The following is a 17897-nucleotide window of genomic DNA, read 5'->3' as shown; positions in this document are numbered from 1 at the left end:
GCACGCAACGCGATGGACGGAGGAATGGAAAGGTGAGCTCGGTCAGCGAATCCATGAACAGGCGAATGACTTTGGGGTTGCTTGCCAACCAATACGGTTTCGACCTTGATCCCGCATCGGCGACCGAAGTGACGGTGACGTCCGTCGCCGACGACGTCGAATCGGTGCGTCCCGGCGCGTTGTTCGTGCCGTCCGCGGATGTGGACGCGCATCAATTGGAACAGGTCCAGGCGCTCGGAGCGTATGGCGCGATCGTGCCCCACACGTTGCGGGGACAGGTCGACGACATTCATATTCCGTTGATCTACGCCGAACCCACCATGCGGCAGCTGGGCAAGCTGGTGGCCGAAATGGCCGGCAACCCATCCGATTCGTTGGCGGTGTTCGCCATCACGGGGAGAAACAAGGAGACGGTAGAATCCGCAGTGAGCAACCTTGCGGACTTCCTGCATATGCTGGGCAACCCGGTCGGCGTGATCAGCTCGTCCGATTCGCAATCCTTGGAACGGTTCCTCGCCTTGGAATATCCGTTGTCGATCATCGACGTGCAACGTACGATGGCCGTATGCGCCGAAGACGGCGCCGCCGCCGTGATACTCGCGTTGGATGAGGAGACGTTGCGCGAGGACGCGTTGCAGTCGGTCAACATTGATGTGCTCGCATGTTACGACAATGGCTTGAGCAACGCTGAGGTGACGAAATTCGTTTCCCGCTTCGGATGCTTCGTCGGCAAGCAGACCCGCATCGCGGGACGGACCCAGGAATCTGACTTGCTCGCCACGCAGGCGTCATCGGCATACGGCGATACGGATGGTCGGCTGTTGTCCCTGTCCATCGCCATGGTGTTGGCCGCCGGTGTGCGGAAGGCCAACATCAAAAGCGCGTTGCGAGTGTCGCGCGACCTGAACTGAACATATGGGCATGGATGGCGTGTCCATGCCGAACGCACAACCTGATAAGAGGAGAGTAACGACAGTGAGCAGTCCGACCATGATGCCGATGAGCCTGAAGGAGATCGCGCAGGCGGTATCAGGATGTTTGATACCAGCGGAGACCGCGGTCGAAGAGCCCATCGCGACCAGTGCGTTCACCGATTCACGGCAGATCGTCGAAGGCTCGGTATTCGTGGCGATTGCCGGCGAACGTGTCGACGGGCACGATTTCGTGCCTAAGGTCGGCGCCCATGGCGCCGTGGCCGCCATCGTCGACCATGAGGTCGCGGGCGCGCAGGTGCCGCAGATTGTTGTCGAGAATACCGTCAAGGCACTGGGCATGCTTGCCAAGCACAACATCGAACGCCGTCGCGCGCTGGAATCGCCGTTCACCGTCATCGGCATCACCGGATCGGTCGGTAAAACCACCACCAAGGACCTGCTGAAATCGTTGTTGTCCAAGCTGGGAGACACCGTCGCCCCGGTCGGGTCGTTCAACAACGAGATCGGTCTGCCTCTGACATCGCTCAAGGTGAACGCCGACACGCGTTTCCTCGTGGCGGAGATGGGCGCGAACCACGTGGGAGAAATAGCCAATCTCACCTCCTTGGTGCCACCCAACATCGCGGTGGTGCTTAAGGTCGGCGTGGCCCATCTGGGCGAATTCGGCTCGGTGGAGCGCATCGCCCAGGCCAAATCGGAAATCGTCCGAGGATTGGTGCCCGACGGCCTGACCGTCCTCAACGCCAATGACGAACATGTCGCCGCGATGAGCGCCATCGCGCCGGGCGATGTGTTGTGGTTCGGCTTGCCTCGGGAAGATGGAGCGCAATTGGATTCCACCGCCCATGACGTCGCCTGTGATGAACTCGATCATCCATCGTTCGTCCTGGAAAACAAATCGGGAGAGCGTGCTGACGTCACGCTCGGCATCTGTGGACAGCACAATGTCATGAACGCCCTCGCCGCGGCCACGGTCGCGATGACGCTTGGCATGCCGATCGCCGACGTGGCCGCCGGCCTGTCCGACGTGAAGAGCATCAGTCCGCATCGTATGGCGGTTTCCACCGTTGTCAAGCCGGAGACCTCGTTCACGCTCATCGATGATTCGTTCAACGCCAATCCGGATTCCATGAAAGCCGGACTCGACGGTTTGCTGAAATGGCGTTCCGGAGCCGAAAAACAGCCATACCGCATCGCGGTGTTGGGCGCGATGCTGGAACTGGGGCCGGATGAGCGTCAGCTGCATGAAGGAATCGGCCGGTACGCCGTCGAAAACGGGGTGGACGCGGTGGTGGCCGTCGGCAGCACGACCGACAAATCGCTGGATGCGCTCGCCGAGGACATGGCGAAAGGCGGGAAATCCGCCGGGGCTGGATCCGTCACCGTCCAATGGGCGCATGACGCCGATGAGGCGGACCGTATGGTCACCGGACTCGCGGCCAGCCACACGGATGCGGTCGTGCTGTTGAAAGGATCCCATGCATCGGGATTGAGCGCGCTGGCGGAACGCTGGACGCGGAATTGATCGAATCGGCGTTTGCCGGAAACCTATCTGAAGATCTGATTGGAATGGAGAACATCAGGTGATTTCACTCATCATCGGCATTGTGGTGTCACTAGGCGTGACGATTGTGGGAACTCCGCTGTTGATCAAATTGGTGCACAAGCTCAACTACGGACAGTACATCCGTCAGGATGGTCCGAAGTCCCATCTGGTCAAGCGCGGCACGCCGACGCTTGGCGGTGTGGTCATCAATCTCGCCGTAGTGCTCGGCTGGGGCTCATCGGCGTTGTACCGTTATTTCACCAGAGGCGATGTGCCGTCGTGGTCGGCCGTGCTGGTGCTGTTCGCCATGCTGTCGATGGGCTTCCTGGGCTTCATCGACGACTTCGCGAAGGTCCGCAAAAAGCAGAGCGAGGGACTGACGGTCAAGGGCAAATTTATCGGACAGTTCATCCTTGCCACCATATATGCGGTACTGTCGCTGATACTGCCGACCAAATCCGGATTCCCCAGTGCTCAGGCCGGAATGAGTTTCATCGAGAAGCCGTTCTTCAGCTTCGATTTCGCCGGCCGCGCCGTAGCCATCATCCTGTTTGTGATCTGGGTGAATTTCCTGATGACCGCGTGGACCAACGCCATCAATCTGACCGATGGTCTGGATGGTCTGGCGGCGGGATCCTCCATGATCGCCTTCATCGGATATGCGATTATCGCGTTCTGGGAATTCTACCATCTCAAGGGTTCCGGCCATCCCGGCTTCACCTATGCGGTGTCCGATCCGCTTGACCTGACCATCATCGCGGCATGCGCGGCGGTGGCATGCTTCGGATTCCTGTGGTACAACTCCAATCCAGCCTCCATCTTCATGGGCGACACCGGCTCTTTGGCCTTGGGTGGTCTGTTCGCCGCGCTGTCCATCGCCACGCACACCGAATTCCTAGCCATCATCCTCGGTGGTCTGTTCGTCATCGAGACCATGAGCGACATCATCCAGGTCGGCTATTTCAAGATGACCCACAAGAGGGTGTTCAAGATGGCACCGATTCACCATCATTTCGAATTGAAGGGATGGCCGGAAGTGAAGGTCGTCATCCGCTTCTGGATGATCGAGATGCTGTTCGTGCTGTTGGGACTGGTGGTCTTCTACGGCGATTGGGTGGCGCGTTCCGGCTTGTGACATGATTCCATGACGCGGTTTGATACCTGCGACATGGATGTGCTATCACGGCAAATGATGTTTCCGATTGAAGGGTGATGGATATGGATATGAATGGCAAGACCGTAATCGTGGCTGGCCTTGGTGTTTCCGGACAGAGCATGATGCAGGTGCTGGGACCCCGTGCAGGCAGGGTGCTGGGCGTGGACGAGAGAAAACCGGATGCGGATCTGCATTCCTTCGACCAAATCGATTGGGATGATACCGACATGGTGATGACCTCACCGGTCTTCAACCCTCGCACGCCGTTCATTCTTGAGGCGCAGAAGCGTGGCATCCCCGTCATGAGCGAGGTTGAACTGGCTTGGCAGCTGCGTGTGAACAACGACTCCACCGGCAAGCCCGCGCCATGGATTGGCATTACCGGCACCAACGGCAAGACTTCGACCACGGAAATGACCTCGGAGATGCTGTCCGCATGCGGTCTGACCGCTCCGGCCGTCGGTAATATCGGCAAGGCGGTGTCGCATGCGGCGGTCGATTCCGCGAACGATGTGCTGTGCGTCGAATTGAGCTCCTTCCAGCTGCATTTCACCTACTCTCTGGAACTTGATTGCGCCACGATCACCAATATCGCCGACGACCATCTCGACTGGCATGGCGGCATTGAAAACTATGCGGCGGACAAAGCCAAGGTGTTCCGCAACGTCAAGAAGGCCTTGGTCTACAACGCTGACGACGACCGTGTCACCAAGCTGGCTTTCGCAGCGCAGACCGCGCCTGGATGCCGCAGGATCGGATTCACGCTGAACGAACCGGAAAGTGGCCAGATCGGTGTGAAGGACGGATGGATCGTCGACATGTCGGGTGTCGCCGGCGGAAAACCGGGCGAGCCGGAACAAGTCGCGAAGATCGCCGACTTCACTCATCTGACCGAACCGGACGGCACGGTCTATCCGCACCTGCTCGCCGATGCGTTGACGGCGTTGGCACTGGTGCTGGGCTTCGGCGCGGACAGGGAGAAGTCGTTGGCCGCGCTCAAGCAGTTCACTCCGGGAGGCCATCGCATCCAGACCGTCGCCGTCGCCCGTACCGCTGATGGCGGGACCATCCGTTTCGTGGACGATTCCAAGGCCACCAACGCCCACGCGGCCAAGGCCTCGCTCAACAGCTTCGCAGATAAGTCCGTGGTGTGGATCGCCGGCGGGCTCGCCAAGGGAAGCCGATTCGAACGGCTCGTCGCCGAACAGGCCCACACCATCAAGGCGGCCGTCATCATCGGCAGGGATCAGCAGCCGATGCTGGATGCATTCAAGGAAAGCGCTCCCGACATTCCGCTGTCCATCATCGACCCGACGGACAACGATACCGTCATGTCGCGCGCCATCGACGCCGCGGGCGCATATGTGCAGGCTGGTGACGTGGTGCTTATGGCTCCGGCCTGCGCGTCCATGGACCAGTTCAAGTCATACGCCGATCGCGGAAACCAGTTCGCGCAGGAGGCTCAGCGTTGGGTGAATGAGCATGGGGAAGCCTAAGGCTGGCCGCAGCATCTCATCCGTCACTGATCAGCGGCGCACGTCGGATGGGTCCGGCATGCAGATCCGACGTCCGAGGGGAAACGCCGCCCGCGGATTCGCCAACCCCCTGTGGTGTTTCCATGGTTTCCGTCTATGCGTGATCATCCTGACCATTTTCGGTGTGATCATGGTGTTCTCCAGTTCGTCGGTGACCATGATCGCCAATGGGCAGTCGCCATGGGCTCAGGCGTTGAAACAGGGGTTCTATTGCGTGCTGGGATTGGGTGTGGCGTTCTTCACGATGATGCTTCCGGCCGGCCTGTACCGTAGAATCAGTTTCTGGTTTCTGGTGGCCGCCGCGTTGCTGCAGGCGGCCACGTTGACCCCATTAGGCGTCGAGGTCAACGGCAACAAGGGATGGATCGGCATTCCGGGCGTGTTCACCATGCAGCCTGCGGAAATCGTCAAACTGGCGTTATGCGTATGGATGCCGAACGAGTTGCTCAATGCGCGCAAACAGGTGAAGGCGGTTGGCGCGCTCAAGGCGTACCGCTGGCTGATCGGCGGGTTCCTCGTCGCCTTCCTCTTGGTCATGTCGGGTAAGGATCTCGGCACCGGATTGATCATCCTCGCCATCGGCGGCGTCGCATTGCTGCTTGGAGAATTTCCAGGCAAATGGCTGGCGGGCGCCGTGTTGTTCGGTGCGTGCGGCATCGTCGCATTCGTGCTGACCAGCCCGAACCGTCTCGGCCGCATCATGGCGGCCTATCAGACCTGTTCGCCATCCGATTTGCAGGGAGTCTGCTATCAGGCGATCCATGGCAAGTACGCCATAGCCTCCGGCGGACTCTTGGGCGTCGGCATCGGCAATTCCGGCGAGAAATGGGGATATCTTCCCGAAGCGCACAACGATTTCATCTTCGCCATCATCGGTGAGGAGACAGGCTTCGTGGGAGCGGCCATGGTCATCCTGCTGTTCATCGTTCTGGCATGGTGCATGCTGGTGGTGGCCTTGCAGGCCCAAAACCGCTACATCACCATGGTTCTGGTGTGCATCGCGGTTTGGGTCGTGGGACAGGCGTTCATCAATATCGGCGTCGTCATCGGCCTGCTGCCGGTCATGGGCGTGCCAATGCCGTTCGTATCGGCCGGCGGTTCCTCGTTGGTCATGTGTTTGGGCGCTGCGGGCGTGGCGGTCAGCATGATGAAGGAGCAGCCTGAGATCAAAGCCGAGAATCGTATACTGTGACCGTCTCGGCCGAACGTCTGTGGCATGTTCCCGCGGCGAGGAAAAAGTAGACGAAATGTAAGTATCTTGGTCTGCCATGGTATGCCGTGCGATGCGCTGGCACACCGTGGGCTAAGCTCGGGGACTATGAGCAGTCAAAAGCATATCGTTCTTTCCGGTGGCGGTACGGCGGGGCATGTCAACCCGTTGCTCGCCGTGGCGCATGTGATTCGTGATCTTGAACCGGATGCGGACATCGCGGTGGTGGGCACCGCCGTCGGGCTGGAGCATGATCTCGTTCCACAGGCGGGCTTCGAACTGGAGACCATCGAGAAGGTGCCATTCCCGCGCAGACCCAACAAGGCCGCGTTGCAGTTCCCCGCAAAATGGAAGGCCGAAACCGCCAAGGTTCGTGATATTCTCACGCGGCATCAAGCGCAGGTTGTCGTCGGATTCGGCGGATACACATCCGCTCCCGTATATGCGGCGGCACACAAAATGGGTATTCCGATCGCCATTCACGAGCAGAACGCCCGTGCCGGCATGGCCAACAAGTTGGGAGCGCGTTGGGCGTCCATGATCGGCGCAGCCTACGCGCAACCTGGTCTGAAGCCGCGCAAGGGCGTCGAGGTGGAGCGTGTGGGATTGCCTTTGCGTCCTGCTATCGCGCAATTGGCATCCGATTTGGAACATGATCGCATCGCCACGCGCAAAACGGCCGCGGCCCAGCTTGGCGTCGATCCGGATCGTCCGCTGGTCGTTGTCACCGGCGGCTCTCTAGGGGCGGTGAACGTGAACCGCGCCGTGGCGGCTTCCGCCAAGGAACTGCTCTCGCGTGCCCAGGTGATTCATCTGACGGGCAAAGGCAAGGATGACGAGGTGCGTTCCCTTGTGTCGGTGAACGCGGGGGAGCAGGTGCTCGGCGAGCTTGGTCCCGACCACGCGTCGGATGGCGATTATCGCGTCGCGCCGTATCTGGAACGCATCGATCTGGCATTCGCCTGCGCCGATTTGATTATCTGCCGGTCCGGAGCCGGTACGGTAAGTGAATTGACGGCGTTGGGATTGCCTGCGATTTACGTGCCGTTGCCGATTGGCAACGGCGAGCAGCGTTTCAATGCGCAACCGGTGGTCGACGCGCAAGGCGGACTGATGGTGGCGGATGCCGATTTCACTCCGGAATGGGTACGCAACCACGTGCCGAAGCTGCTTGCCGACCCACATACCCTGTCGGATTATGGGGCCAACGCCTGGAAGTACGGTATCCGCGACGCCGCCGAAGTCATGGCGAGACGCGTTCTCGCGTTGATTGGACAACCAGACGAATGACCGTGGATTCCATCCGTGGGAGAGACCATGGGTGAGACCATAATGGAACACGTTGAAAACAATTCAAGAGGAGCAATCGTGTCTGACAACCAGCGTGAAGCCGGTACCATCGTCCTTGACCCCACCCATGCGTCGTTCGCGCCCGATGAAGGCGTGAACGATTTGGGATCGACCCATTTCATCGGCATTGGCGGAGCCGGTATGAGTGTGCTTGCCGAGATGCTGCACGAGCAAGGTGTCGAAGTCGACGGTTCGGATCGTGAGCCGAGTGCCAAAACCGAACGGTTGCAGGGGCTGGGCATCACCGTCGAATTCGGCCAGCGGGCGCAGAACGTCGAAGGCAAGAGCACTGTCGTGTATTCCAGCGCAATCAAACCGGATAATCCGGAGATTGTTGCAGCGTATGAGGCCGGGGAACGCATTGTGCATCGTAGTGACATCCTCGCGTTGTTGATGAATGCGAAGCGTGCGGTGACGGTCGCCGGCGCCCACGGCAAGACGACGACTAGTTCCATGCTGTCGCACATTCTTGTGAACGCCGGCGAAGGCGGGCTTGCCGATCCGAGCTACGCCATCGGTGGTTCCATCCAAGGCAAGGATGGGGCCACACTGGACGGCGGCCATGCGGGCACGGGCGCCGTGCTTGTGGCCGAGGCGGATGAATCGGACGGTAGCTTCGCCAAGTACCATCCGCAGATTGCCATCATCACCAATTCCGAAGCGGACCATCTTGACCACTACGGCACTCAAGCCAACTATCGCGCGGCGTTTGTGGACCATGCCGGACACGCCACCAAAGCCGTGGTCATGTGCGGTGACGATGAAGGTAATATCGCCGTGCTGCGCGCGCTTGACCCACAGGTCGCAGGCCATACGATCGTATATTCCACGCGGACCGCTGACGAATTGGGAGATATGAACGGCGCCACATTGGTGCGTATCGAATCGGAAAGCGAGACCGCGGAAAGCGGGATGGAGCATTTCACCTTGCATATCCCCTCTGGACTGCTTGGCGACGATGAACGGCGGGTTCCGGTGACACTCACCGTTCCGGGCATCCACAATGCGCGCAACGCTTCGGCCGCCATCATCGCAGCCGCGTTGCTGGGCATGGATGTCGAACGTGCTGCCGCCGCTGTGACGTCGTTCCTGGGCGCGGCACGGAGGTTCCAGGTGCGCGGCACCATCAGCCAGGTGACGTTGGTGGACGATTACGCGCATCATCCCACTGAGATCGCGGCGCTGTTGGATGCGGCCCGTCGCCGCTATCCGCAGTCCGGAATCCGTGTGATCTTCCAACCGCATCTGTTCTCCCGGACGAAGTTCTTCGCACGGCAATTCGCCGAGGCACTGGCCAAGGCGGATGATGTGATTGTCACCGGAATATTCCCCGCACGTGAAAAGCAGGAGGATTTTCCGGATGTCACTCCGGCGACCATCGTGGATGAGGCGAGGAAGCTTGCGCATGATCCGTCCGACGACTGGATCCGCGGCGTTGAGGACATGCAGACGGCGGCTCAGATGACGGTGATGCGCGCCCACCATGGCGATGTCATCTTCACCGTGGGTGCAGGCGACATCACGCGTATGGACGAGGTGATTCTGCACGCGCTCGAAGCGCACCGTTGGGATTGCGAGGGCTGATGGCTCGACGGGTCATCAGCTCCGGCAAGGATTCGAAAGGAACGAAACCTCAGTCCGGCAAGCGGGCCGGACGGTCGGTTTCGTCGGAGCGCGTCGGAGGGCATTCAACGGGACAGCGCTCCGTCGTCGGACATTCCGCTGCCGGCGGATCCACCGTGACCGACGCTGTGAACCATTCGAAGGCCGAAGGCTTTGTGGATGCGCGTCGTTTGCGAAGCGAGGATTTGGTTTCCAAGACATTGCAGGAGACCACCGGTACGATTGGCGTCATGACGCGTCCTAAAGTGGTTGATTTCAATGCGCGTCTCAAGGAACGTCGCAAAGCGGGCGCTCGCGTCATCGCCATGCGCGCGCTTGTGGGAATCGCCGTAGCGGCGGTTCTGGGCGCTGTCATCTGGTTGCTGTTCTTCTCCTCCGTGTTCCGCTTGGAACCGGACAACATCAGCGTGACCGGAGCCAATGAGTGGGTCAGTGAATCGCAGGTGCTCGACATCGCCAGACAGCAATCGGGCAAATCTCTGTTCCTTGTGTCGGACAGCGCAGTGGAGAAGCAGATTAAATCGATTCCCGGCGTGACGTCTGCCGAGTCGCAAAAGCATCTGCCGAATTCGCTTGAGGTAACCATCAAAGCGCAGAAGCCTGCTGCCATGCTGAAAACCGGTGAGAACCACATGACGGCGGTCGACAGCAAGGGGCGCGTGCTCAATTCCGTCAGCGGTGTTTCCGTGGAGGGGATTCCCGTCATCGAGGTGCAGGACGTCGATGTGAGCCTGTCGAAAAGACCCATCAAGGAGGCGTTGAGGATTCTGAGCTCGTTGCCGGAATCGATGCGCGGCTCCATCACCAAAGTCACCGCCGCGACGCAGGATTCCATCACGACGGAGCTTAATGGGGGAGACCGGGTCATCGTGTGGGGCGATTCCTCTGAGCTGAAGCTGAAGAAGGCGGTGGTGGACAAAATCATCAATGATCCGAACGTGATTGGAGACAAGCATCATGTCGACGTGTCCGCCCCATTGAGGCCAATCATCAAGTAAGATTCGTCCGGCGAATTGCAAGGGACAACAAAGGGCATCATCCTATATAAGGATGATGCCCTTTGTGAAAAGAACGCTGTAGCCTTTCGCTCAGTCCTTGACGATGGTTTTGCCAGCTGTGGCTCCTGGCGTCAGATCCTGGATTTCCGTGATTTCCAGCACGGGAATGGTCATGGGCTTCTTCGTGCCTTTGCTTTCCGCCACTGCGACCTGCTCGTCGTAAATCGCGTCATCGGAGTGCAGGGTGACGTTCCCGCGGAAACGGTATCCCTTCCTCTGCTCAAGATTGGCCACGGCGATGACCAGTTCGCTGCCGTCGAGCAGATTACGGTACATCTGTCCCGCGGTGCGTTCATGGTAGCCGATGTGGTTGTCGTCGATGACGAAGGTGCTCATCTTCGGTCCAAGGTCCACATGTCCGTCCTTGCTGATGGTGGATACCCAAGCGAGGTTATTGCTGATGAATTCCTTCATTTCCGTGGTGAGATTCGCCATGATGCCGCTCCTTCTCGTGGCTGCCGGACGACGCCTGCGATATTGGAGACGCCGCATGTTATTTCGATGATAAGGAGGCGATTATTGCGGCACGCGTCGTTTCGCCGAACGTGAAAAGGCTGGGAATAAAGGTTGGAAATATAAGAAAAGCCGCCATTTCTGGCGGCTTTCTACTGGTGGAGATGCGGGGAATCGAACCCCGGTCCGATGACCGAACCCTCAGTCTTCTACGTGCGTAGTCTGCTGGCCGTACGGCGGTTTTTCTGCCCCCATCGATGTCGCAGACAACTGATGGCGAGCATATCTACAGTAAAAGTCCTTCGCCGGCCCTGTGGCTCAACTGGCGGAGCAAGTCTTCTAAACGACGCTCAGCATCCTCCCAAAGACGAGGAGGAGTGAACGGAGCGGCTGCTCACTGGTTAATCCTGGCGCGAAGCTCAGGCAGCGAGAGCGAACTCAGTGCGGTTAGATTTAGCACTTATTCTTTTGTAGGGGGCATCCACGAGCGGACCCTACGTTCTCGGCACGCTTCCCTGCGACGAACAGGTCACCGTCGAAACCGATCATCCCCAAATATTGAATTATCAAACCTCTGATTCTTCAACCAGACATTTTAAAGTACCACGATTTGCTTGATATCACAAATTTACGCTGATGGCGATTCGTGATGGCGGCTTCAAGCATATTGGCACCACCACGAATCGCCGGTAGGAAAAGAATAATTCCGTGTGCCATCTGATGACGGCACACGGAATCGATGATGAGAAGGAGAGAAGGTATTTTGCTTACTTGGCAGCGTCGGCGAGATAATCCGGAACGCCTTCGGCCGGATAGACCGGCCAGCCGCCTTCCTTGGTGCACACGTAGGCGGCAGTGTTCACAGCCGCGCGATGCGCTTCCTTGAGAGACGCGCCGGACAGCAGCTTGCCGGTGAAGGAGCCGGAGAAGGAGTCACCTGCGCCGACGGTGTCGGCAACCTCGACATGCGGCGTCAGCAGGGTGGAGGTCTCGCCATCCTTGGCGATGATGGTGCTGAAGGTCGCGCCACCGGTCAGGATGATGTACTCGAGGCCGAAATGATCCATGAACCACTTGCAGGCGTCCTCGTCCTTGCCTTCCGGAATGGAGAACATCTCGCGCATCATGATGAGCTCGTCATCGTTGATCTTGAAGATGTTGGCATAGCCCAGCAGCTCCTCGATCAGCTCCTTGGAGTAGAAATTGGCGCGCAGGTTGATGTCGAAGAACTTCAGCGCGCCGTCCTTGGCGTGCTTGAGCAGCTCGATGATCGTGTCGTGCGATTCCTTGGAACGCAGTCCCAACGTGCCGAAGCAGATGGCGTCGGCCTTGGAGACGGCTTCGGCGAGCTTGTCCGTGTAGCTGATGTGGTCCCAGGCCACGTTCTGCACGATGGTGTATTCCGGGATGCCGTTGGTCAGTGCCACTGCGACGGTGCCGGTCGGATACTCGTTGGTCTGTACCAGCGTGTTGATGCCGGCCTTGTGCGCGTCGTCGAGCAGTTCGGAGCCCAGCTCGTCGTTGCCGACAGCACTGATGGCGTAGCTTTCCGCGCCGTTCTGGGATGCGTGGTAGGCGAAATTGACGGGTGCGCCGCCGGCGCGCTTGCCGGTGGGAAGCATATCCCACAGGATTTCACCGAGGGCGATGACGATTGGCTTGGACATGGTGGTGGTTCCTTTCTTTGGCTATGGCGTGCTATGCGACGTCAAAGAACATCGAGGGATGTTCCAGAAAATTGGTGATTGCCACGGCGGCGGCACCGGTGACGGTGGCGTCGGTGGGCAGGGTGGACAGGGTGATTCGTGTGTTGCGTCCGATTTCGGGAATCGTCCGGTCGAGCACGACACGTTCGACTTCGTCGAGCAGGGGCTGGCCGGCTTGCGCGACGATGTCTCCGAGAACGATGCACGTCGGATTGAAAGCGTTGATGATGGTGACGGCGCCGTAGCCGACGTATCGGGCGATGCTGCGCACCAGCGTCATCGCGGCTTCATCTCCCGTGTCCGCTTTGGCGAAAAGCGCGGAGCATGCCTGCGCGTGCGTCATCGATTCGCATCCGGGGACGATATCGGGATTGGCGTTGAGTCGCTCATGGATGGCGTTGGCGGAGCAGTACCGCTCAAGGCAACCGACGTTGCCGCAATCGCAGGGCCTGCCGTTCACATCGATGGAGACATGGCCGATTTCCGTGGCTGTGCCTTGTTCTCCGTAATAGATGGCGCCGTTGTCGATGATGCCAAGTCCGATGCCTTCGCCGAGCAGATAGTAGGCGAGCGAACCTTCCGACAGCTCCGGATTGAACAGGAATTGGGCCAAGGCTCCGGCCCGGGCATCCTGTTCAACGAACACGGGAACGTCGAACGCGTCGCTGAATTCCTCGATGAAGTTGATTCGACGCCACCCCTGCATGGAGGAGACCAGAGCGGTGCGTCCTTCATCCTTCAGATACGGTCCAGGCACGGCCATGCCGACGGCCACAATGCTGGAATCGTCCTTGATGAGGCGCCGCACGGTGTTCCGTATGCATTCCACGGTTTCGGGGATGTGCCCTTCGTCGACGGTCGGCAGATCGCTCATGAATATGCGGTTGCATTTCAGGTCGAAGACGGCGATCTGCACCAGACTGCGGGCGAACTTCACACCGACGATATGGTATTTGGCGCAGTTGAGGTTCAGGCCTATGGAACGGCGGTTCTTGTCGCCTTCCATGTCTCCGGTTTCCTCGATGACGTCTTGGGCCAGCAATTTGGCGGTGATTTTGGTGATGGCGGCGGGGGTCAGTCCAATGGCTTTGGCTATTTGCGCGCGTGAGCAGATGCCATTGTGGTACAGATATTGCAGGACGCGGGAGCGGTTGTTTTCCGAAATCGATGACTGCTGATCGCTGTAGCTACTCATCACCCACCTCCTTGCGACGGTGCACGGTTTGTTGAACTGTTTGATATATTAACGGCGTTAATTTATTAACGCAACTTGAACCACACGGCGTGTCGCGCATGACAAAAAGCATGGGCCGGCACGCAATGAATCCATGCGTGTCGGCCCATACCTCGGTTTTCGTTTTTATCAGCGGATCGTTCCTTGGAACGCGAATTGGGCATGGGAGTCGCCGGACGCCTTGTGCCGCAGATAGTCACGCACATAGCCCATACGTTCCACCGTGGTGGCGGCCAATGGCTCGGGCAACGCGTCAAGCGGGAACCATCCCACTTTGAGGCTTTCCTCATCGCCGACGAACGGTTCCGCATTGCCGTTCGGATCCGGCCGGCAGATGAACAGATGATCCATGTACATGGTGCTGTCGCCATTCGCGTAGGTGAGGACCTTCGTGGACGATTTGACCGAAACCAGATCGGTGACGATCACATCTACTCCGGTCTCCTCCTTGACCTCGCGGGCCACGGTGTCGGCCGGTTCCTCACCAGGCTCGTTGATGCCGTACACCATGGCCCACTCGCCGGTGTCGGAGCGTCGCCCCAGCAGCACGCGGCCCTGTTCGTCCTCGACATAGCCGGAGACGCCCATGAGCCACAGCAGATCGTGGCCTATCTTCTTTCGCAGTTCGAGTATGAATTCGGGTGTGGGCATGATGCCTCCTCAGTCCTTCGCGCCTTCGGCGGCCATGCTGGCCATCCATTCCTCCACGTCGCCGATTTGCTTCGGAATGCCGGCGGACAGCCATTCCGGACCATCCTCGGTCATCAGCACGTCATCCTCGATGCGGATGCCGATGCCACGGTACTCCGGCGGAATCATCAGATCATCCTCACGGAAATACAGACCGGGTTCGATGGTGAAGATCATGCCCGGGCGAATCGCTGCACCCTGGTACGACTCGTATCGCGCCTGCGCGCAGTCATGCACGTCAAGACCCAGATGATGGGCCACACCGCAGGCGAGCCAGCGACGATGCTGCTGGCCTTCGGGGGAGAGGGATTCCTCAACGTCGACAGGCAGGATACCCCAGTCGTGCAGACGTTCGGCAATCACACGCATGCAGGCATGATGGATGTCCGAATACGTGGCGCCCGGCTTGGCCGCTTCGAAACCGGCCTGCTGGGAATCCAGTACGGCCTGGTACAGCTTCTTCTGGAAATCAGTGAACCTGCCGTTGGTCGGGAACGTGCGGGTGATGTCCGCGGTGTAGAGGCTGTTGACCTCCACACCGGCGTCGATGAGCAGCAGCTCGCCCGGTTCCACGGTGCCCGTGTTGCGCATCCAATGCAGGATCGGCGCATGCGCGCCGGACGCGATGATGGTGTCGTAACCGACTTCGTTTCCCTCCTCGCGGGAAATCGCGTTGAACGCGCCTTCCAGCATACGTTCCGAACGCGGCTTGCCCAGGGAGGACGGCAACCTGCGCAGAATGTTGTCGAATCCATGCTTGGTGGCCGTGATCGCCTTGCGCATCTCGCGGACCTCGTACTCGTCCTTGCACATGCGTGCCTCGGCGGCGAATTCATGCAGCTTGTCGTCGGCCGCGGCATTGCCGTCCGGATCGGCGAAGCCATTCGCCTCGCGGATGTCCTCCACCATCGCGGTGATCGCCGGATCGGCCTCGCGGATCACACGCACGCGTACCGCGCCGGCCTCGGTACCGACGTCCTTGCCCAGCGCGTCGGCCAGCTGGGCGATGTCGTTCGTCTCGATGCCGGTCATCGCGGTCATTTCCTTCACTCCGGCACGGGGACCGACCCAATATTCGCCATAGTGGGCATCCATGAAGAAGTCCTGCGTGTAATGGTTCGCCCGCGGCGCCACGAACAATTCGGGCATATGCGTCTTGCCTGCCTTGGCTTCCGGCGAATCCGGGTCGACGGGGTTCAGCACCAACACCGCGCCGGCCTCGAAGTCCTCGCCCAATCCCGTGTAATAGGAGAACGTCGTGTCCGGACGGAACGCGTAATCGCAATCGTTGTTGCGCACCTTCGGCTGGCCCGCGGGAATCACGATGCGTTCTCCGGGGAACGCCTTGCCCAGCGCTTCCAGACGCGCCGGTGTGTACTTGGAGGATTCCAGCGGCTTGACCTCCGGCTCGTCATCATCCCAGCCGGTGGCCATGAACTTCTTGAAGGCCTCCGAACGCGGGCGCAGCGAGCGGTTGTTCACACGGTCGGCCATCGCCTGGTCCGGTCCCGGGGCGGACGCCTGCTCCATCTTCTCGTATTCCTTGTCCCTTTCGGTAATGACTTCGTTCATCGCATCTCCTGAACATATATTTCGCCATATGACGATTGACGCAACCTATCCTATAACCTCCATCGGCGTGCGACGTTCATGTGGGCCTCTACAATCCAATTAGAGCAAACAGGTCAACGTGCCATCCGAAAAGGTACGGAAGGAACAGGAAAGCATGTCATTCGAACATCCCAATCGCAACAACGAAAGCATGATCGACGTCGAACGCGACATCATGAGCCGTCCATCGGAACGCAACACCACCAATCTCGACCTGTTGCGCATGAAGATGATCCTCGACATCATGGGACATCCCGAACAGTCATTCCGTGTCATCCACATCACCGGTACCAACGGCAAGGGATCCACGGCACGCATGGCCGAAGCCATCTGCCGGGCCTACGGCATGCGTACCGGTCTGTACACATCACCCCATCTGGAGCACGTCAACGAACGCATCGCCATCGACGGGCAACAACTGTCCGATGACGATTTCGTCGACACATGGGACCAGGTGAAGGACCTCGTCGCCATCGTGGATATGAAAATGGACGAACTGGGCAAGCCGAAGATGAGTTTCTTCGAAGTGCTCACCGCCATGGCCATCTGGAAATTCGCCGACGCACCGGTCGACGTGGCCATCGTGGAGGTCGGCATGGGAGGCCGTTGGGACGCCACCAACGTGCTTGACGCCGATGCGGCCATCATCGGGCCGGTCGACATGGACCATATGGCATGGCTCGGCGACACCGTGGAAAAGATCGCCTCCGAAAAGGTGGGCATCATCAAGCCTGGCTGCACCGCCATAATCGGCCGTCAGCCGCATGAGGAAGAGGTCATGCCGATCATCGAGGCCGCGGCCAAGGAGAATCACGCCAATCTGGTGCGCGACGGCATCGAATCGGAAGTCGTCACCCGCATTCCTGCGGTCGGCGGACAGGTGGCGACCCTGCGCACGCCGAACGGCACCTACACGGAAGTCCCACTCGACAAATTCGGAGAGCATCCGGCGCATAACGCACTCGCGGCCCTGTGCGCCGCGGAAGTGGTGATTCCCGTCAACGGCGCGTTGGACGGCGATTTGGTGGCCGAGGCGTTGAGCAGTGTGAGGATTCCGGGACGCATCGAGCAGATCCGCACGTCCCCCACCATCATCCTTGACGGCGGGCACAATGTGAACGCGGCCGAATCGCTGCGCGCGGCGATCGAGGAGAACTACGATTTCCAGCAGCTCGTCGGCGTCGTCGCCATGATGGGGGACAAGCAGGTCGAGGAATACCTCGGCGTGCTCGAGCCGCTGCTGAGTCAAGTGATCGTTACCGAGAACTCGTGGCGGGACCGTGTGATGCCCGCCGAGGATCTGAAGAAGATCGCGGACCGCGTGTTCGGTCCCGAACGCGTCACCTGCATTCCGGAATTGCCGGACGCCATCCAGGAAGCCGTCAACATGGTTGATGCCGATGATGAGCTAGGCGTCGGCTACGGCCATGGCGTGCTCATCTGCGGCAGCTTCACCACCGCGGGAGACGCGCGTCTCATGCTGGAGGAGAAGGTCAATCCCGACCTGAAGAAGCCGAAGTCCGAGCGTGTGTTCCAAGAGGCGGTGGAGCCGGAGCCGCGTAAGGACGAGGATGAGGCCGACGTGGATTTCGAATCCGACGCCAATCCTGATTTCAACATCAACGATTTCGGCAGCGTCGGTCCGGATGAGGAAACCTTGAAGGACGCCGCGGAATCGGATACGACCGACGATTCGGACGGCGCGGAGAAGTGACGATGGCAGTCGGCGATTCCCCGCACGCGTGAGGCCGGGTCTCGGCTGCATATATGGTTGTGGGCTGGATTCCAAC

14 protein-coding genes and 1 other RNA gene are annotated in these 17897 nt (G+C 59.6%); 9 read left to right on the top strand and 6 right to left on the bottom strand.

Annotated elements, in window-relative coordinates; translation table 11 throughout:
- The first annotated feature begins 32 nt into the window (after positions 1-32).
- The 8 genes from ACR0P8_RS03285 to ACR0P8_RS03250 all read left to right on the top strand — a co-directional run bounded on the left by ACR0P8_RS03285 (position 33) and on the right by ACR0P8_RS03250 (position 10353).
- Entirely contained in the window at positions 33-911 is an 879-nt protein-coding gene (locus ACR0P8_RS03285; RefSeq protein WP_432623637.1) for a UDP-N-acetylmuramyl peptide synthase, read from the top strand.
- A gap of 79 nt (positions 912-990) precedes the next feature.
- On the top strand, positions 991-2460 hold the full coding sequence (locus ACR0P8_RS03280) for a UDP-N-acetylmuramoyl-tripeptide--D-alanyl-D-alanine ligase (protein WP_432623667.1): 1470 nt from the start codon (positions 991-993) through the stop codon (positions 2458-2460).
- 58 nt (positions 2461-2518) lie between these two features.
- Positions 2519-3616 carry a phospho-N-acetylmuramoyl-pentapeptide-transferase gene (mraY, locus tag ACR0P8_RS03275; RefSeq protein ID WP_432623635.1) on the top strand — a complete coding sequence of 366 codons (1098 nt, stop codon included), beginning with the start codon at positions 2519-2521 and terminating at the stop codon, positions 3614-3616.
- Between the two features lie 77 nt (positions 3617-3693).
- The gene (murD, locus tag ACR0P8_RS03270; RefSeq protein ID WP_432623633.1) at positions 3694-5133 is read left to right on the top strand and encodes a UDP-N-acetylmuramoyl-L-alanine--D-glutamate ligase; all 1440 of its coding nucleotides are present in this window, start codon (positions 3694-3696) and stop codon (positions 5131-5133) included.
- A complete protein-coding gene (locus ACR0P8_RS03265) occupies positions 5120-6364 on the top strand; it encodes a peptidoglycan glycosyltransferase FtsW (protein WP_432623631.1) in 1245 nt (414 codons plus the stop codon). Before murD ends, ACR0P8_RS03265 begins: the two co-directional genes overlap by 14 nt.
- Positions 6365-6490: 126 nt before the next feature.
- Positions 6491-7672 carry a UDP-N-acetylglucosamine--N-acetylmuramyl-(pentapeptide) pyrophosphoryl-undecaprenol N-acetylglucosamine transferase gene (locus tag ACR0P8_RS03260; protein WP_432623629.1) on the top strand — a complete coding sequence of 394 codons (1182 nt, stop codon included), beginning with the start codon at positions 6491-6493 and terminating at the stop codon, positions 7670-7672.
- 42 nt (positions 7673-7714) lie between these two features.
- Positions 7715-9316, top strand: a complete 1602-nt coding sequence (murC, locus tag ACR0P8_RS03255; RefSeq protein ID WP_432623665.1) for a UDP-N-acetylmuramate--L-alanine ligase — start codon at positions 7715-7717, stop codon at positions 9314-9316.
- Positions 9316-10353, top strand: a complete 1038-nt coding sequence (locus ACR0P8_RS03250; RefSeq protein WP_432623627.1) for a cell division protein FtsQ/DivIB — start codon at positions 9316-9318, stop codon at positions 10351-10353. Before murC ends, ACR0P8_RS03250 begins: the two co-directional genes overlap by 1 nt.
- Positions 10354-10443: 90 nt before the next feature.
- On the opposite strand, the gene ACR0P8_RS03245 is transcribed toward ACR0P8_RS03250, so the two are convergent.
- The 6 genes from ACR0P8_RS03245 to ACR0P8_RS03220 all read right to left on the bottom strand — a co-directional run bounded on the left by ACR0P8_RS03245 (position 10444) and on the right by ACR0P8_RS03220 (position 16068).
- Positions 10444-10848 carry a pyridoxamine 5'-phosphate oxidase family protein gene (locus tag ACR0P8_RS03245; protein ID WP_432623625.1) on the bottom strand — a complete coding sequence of 135 codons (405 nt, stop codon included), beginning with the start codon at positions 10846-10848 and terminating at the stop codon, positions 10444-10446.
- Positions 10849-11022: 174 nt separating this feature from the next.
- Positions 11023-11419, bottom strand: a transfer-messenger RNA (tmRNA) gene (ssrA, locus tag ACR0P8_RS03240).
- A gap of 214 nt (positions 11420-11633) precedes the next feature.
- Entirely contained in the window at positions 11634-12533 is a 900-nt protein-coding gene (locus tag ACR0P8_RS03235) for a carbohydrate kinase family protein (RefSeq protein ID WP_432623623.1), read from the bottom strand.
- Positions 12534-12564: 31 nt separating this feature from the next.
- Positions 12565-13767 carry an ROK family transcriptional regulator gene (locus tag ACR0P8_RS03230; protein ID WP_432623621.1) on the bottom strand — a complete coding sequence of 401 codons (1203 nt, stop codon included), beginning with the start codon at positions 13765-13767 and terminating at the stop codon, positions 12565-12567.
- Between the two features lie 168 nt (positions 13768-13935).
- A complete protein-coding gene (locus ACR0P8_RS03225; RefSeq protein WP_432623619.1) occupies positions 13936-14457 on the bottom strand; it encodes an NUDIX hydrolase in 522 nt (173 codons plus the stop codon).
- Between the two features lie 9 nt (positions 14458-14466).
- Positions 14467-16068 (bottom strand): aminopeptidase P family protein, encoded by a 1602-nt coding sequence (locus tag ACR0P8_RS03220; protein WP_432623617.1) that lies wholly within the window; start codon positions 16066-16068, stop codon positions 14467-14469.
- Positions 16069-16222: 154 nt separating this feature from the next.
- Here ACR0P8_RS03220 and ACR0P8_RS03215 point away from each other — a divergent pair, with 154 nt between their 5' ends.
- On the top strand, positions 16223-17821 hold the full coding sequence (locus ACR0P8_RS03215) for a bifunctional folylpolyglutamate synthase/dihydrofolate synthase (RefSeq protein ID WP_432623615.1): 1599 nt from the start codon (positions 16223-16225) through the stop codon (positions 17819-17821).
- Positions 17822-17897: the final 76 nt, after the last annotated feature.

It is taken from the genome of Bifidobacterium sp. (assembly GCF_050874245.1).
Taxonomy (GTDB): Bacteria; Actinomycetota; Actinomycetes; order Actinomycetales; family Bifidobacteriaceae; genus Bifidobacterium.
The sequence above is the reverse complement of the archived record's forward strand: the minus strand, read 5'-3'. Positions and strand labels throughout refer to the sequence as shown.

Excerpts from the sequence above, each read along its gene's own strand:
- ACR0P8_RS03280 (WP_432623667.1), top strand. The coding sequence starts at position 991 with ATGATGCCGATGAGCCTGAAGGAGATCGCGCAGGCGGTATCAGGATGT.
- murD (WP_432623633.1), top strand. The coding sequence starts at position 3,694 with ATGGATATGGATATGAATGGCAAGACCGTAATCGTGGCTGGCCTTGGT.
- ACR0P8_RS03265 (WP_432623631.1), top strand. The coding sequence starts at position 5,120 with ATGGGGAAGCCTAAGGCTGGCCGCAGCATCTCATCCGTCACTGATCAG.
- ACR0P8_RS03260 (WP_432623629.1), top strand. The coding sequence starts at position 6,491 with ATGAGCAGTCAAAAGCATATCGTTCTTTCCGGTGGCGGTACGGCGGGG.
- murC (WP_432623665.1), top strand. The coding sequence starts at position 7,715 with ATGGAACACGTTGAAAACAATTCAAGAGGAGCAATCGTGTCTGACAAC.
- ACR0P8_RS03250 (WP_432623627.1), top strand. The coding sequence starts at position 9,316 with ATGGCTCGACGGGTCATCAGCTCCGGCAAGGATTCGAAAGGAACGAAA.
- ACR0P8_RS03245 (WP_432623625.1), bottom strand. The coding sequence starts at position 10,848 with ATGGCGAATCTCACCACGGAAATGAAGGAATTCATCAGCAATAACCTC.
- ACR0P8_RS03235 (WP_432623623.1), bottom strand. The coding sequence starts at position 12,533 with ATGTCCAAGCCAATCGTCATCGCCCTCGGTGAAATCCTGTGGGATATG.
- ACR0P8_RS03230 (WP_432623621.1), bottom strand. The coding sequence starts at position 13,767 with ATGAGTAGCTACAGCGATCAGCAGTCATCGATTTCGGAAAACAACCGC.
- ACR0P8_RS03225 (WP_432623619.1), bottom strand. The coding sequence starts at position 14,457 with ATGCCCACACCCGAATTCATACTCGAACTGCGAAAGAAGATAGGCCAC.
- ACR0P8_RS03220 (WP_432623617.1), bottom strand. The coding sequence starts at position 16,068 with ATGAACGAAGTCATTACCGAAAGGGACAAGGAATACGAGAAGATGGAG.
- ACR0P8_RS03215 (WP_432623615.1), top strand. The coding sequence starts at position 16,223 with ATGTCATTCGAACATCCCAATCGCAACAACGAAAGCATGATCGACGTC.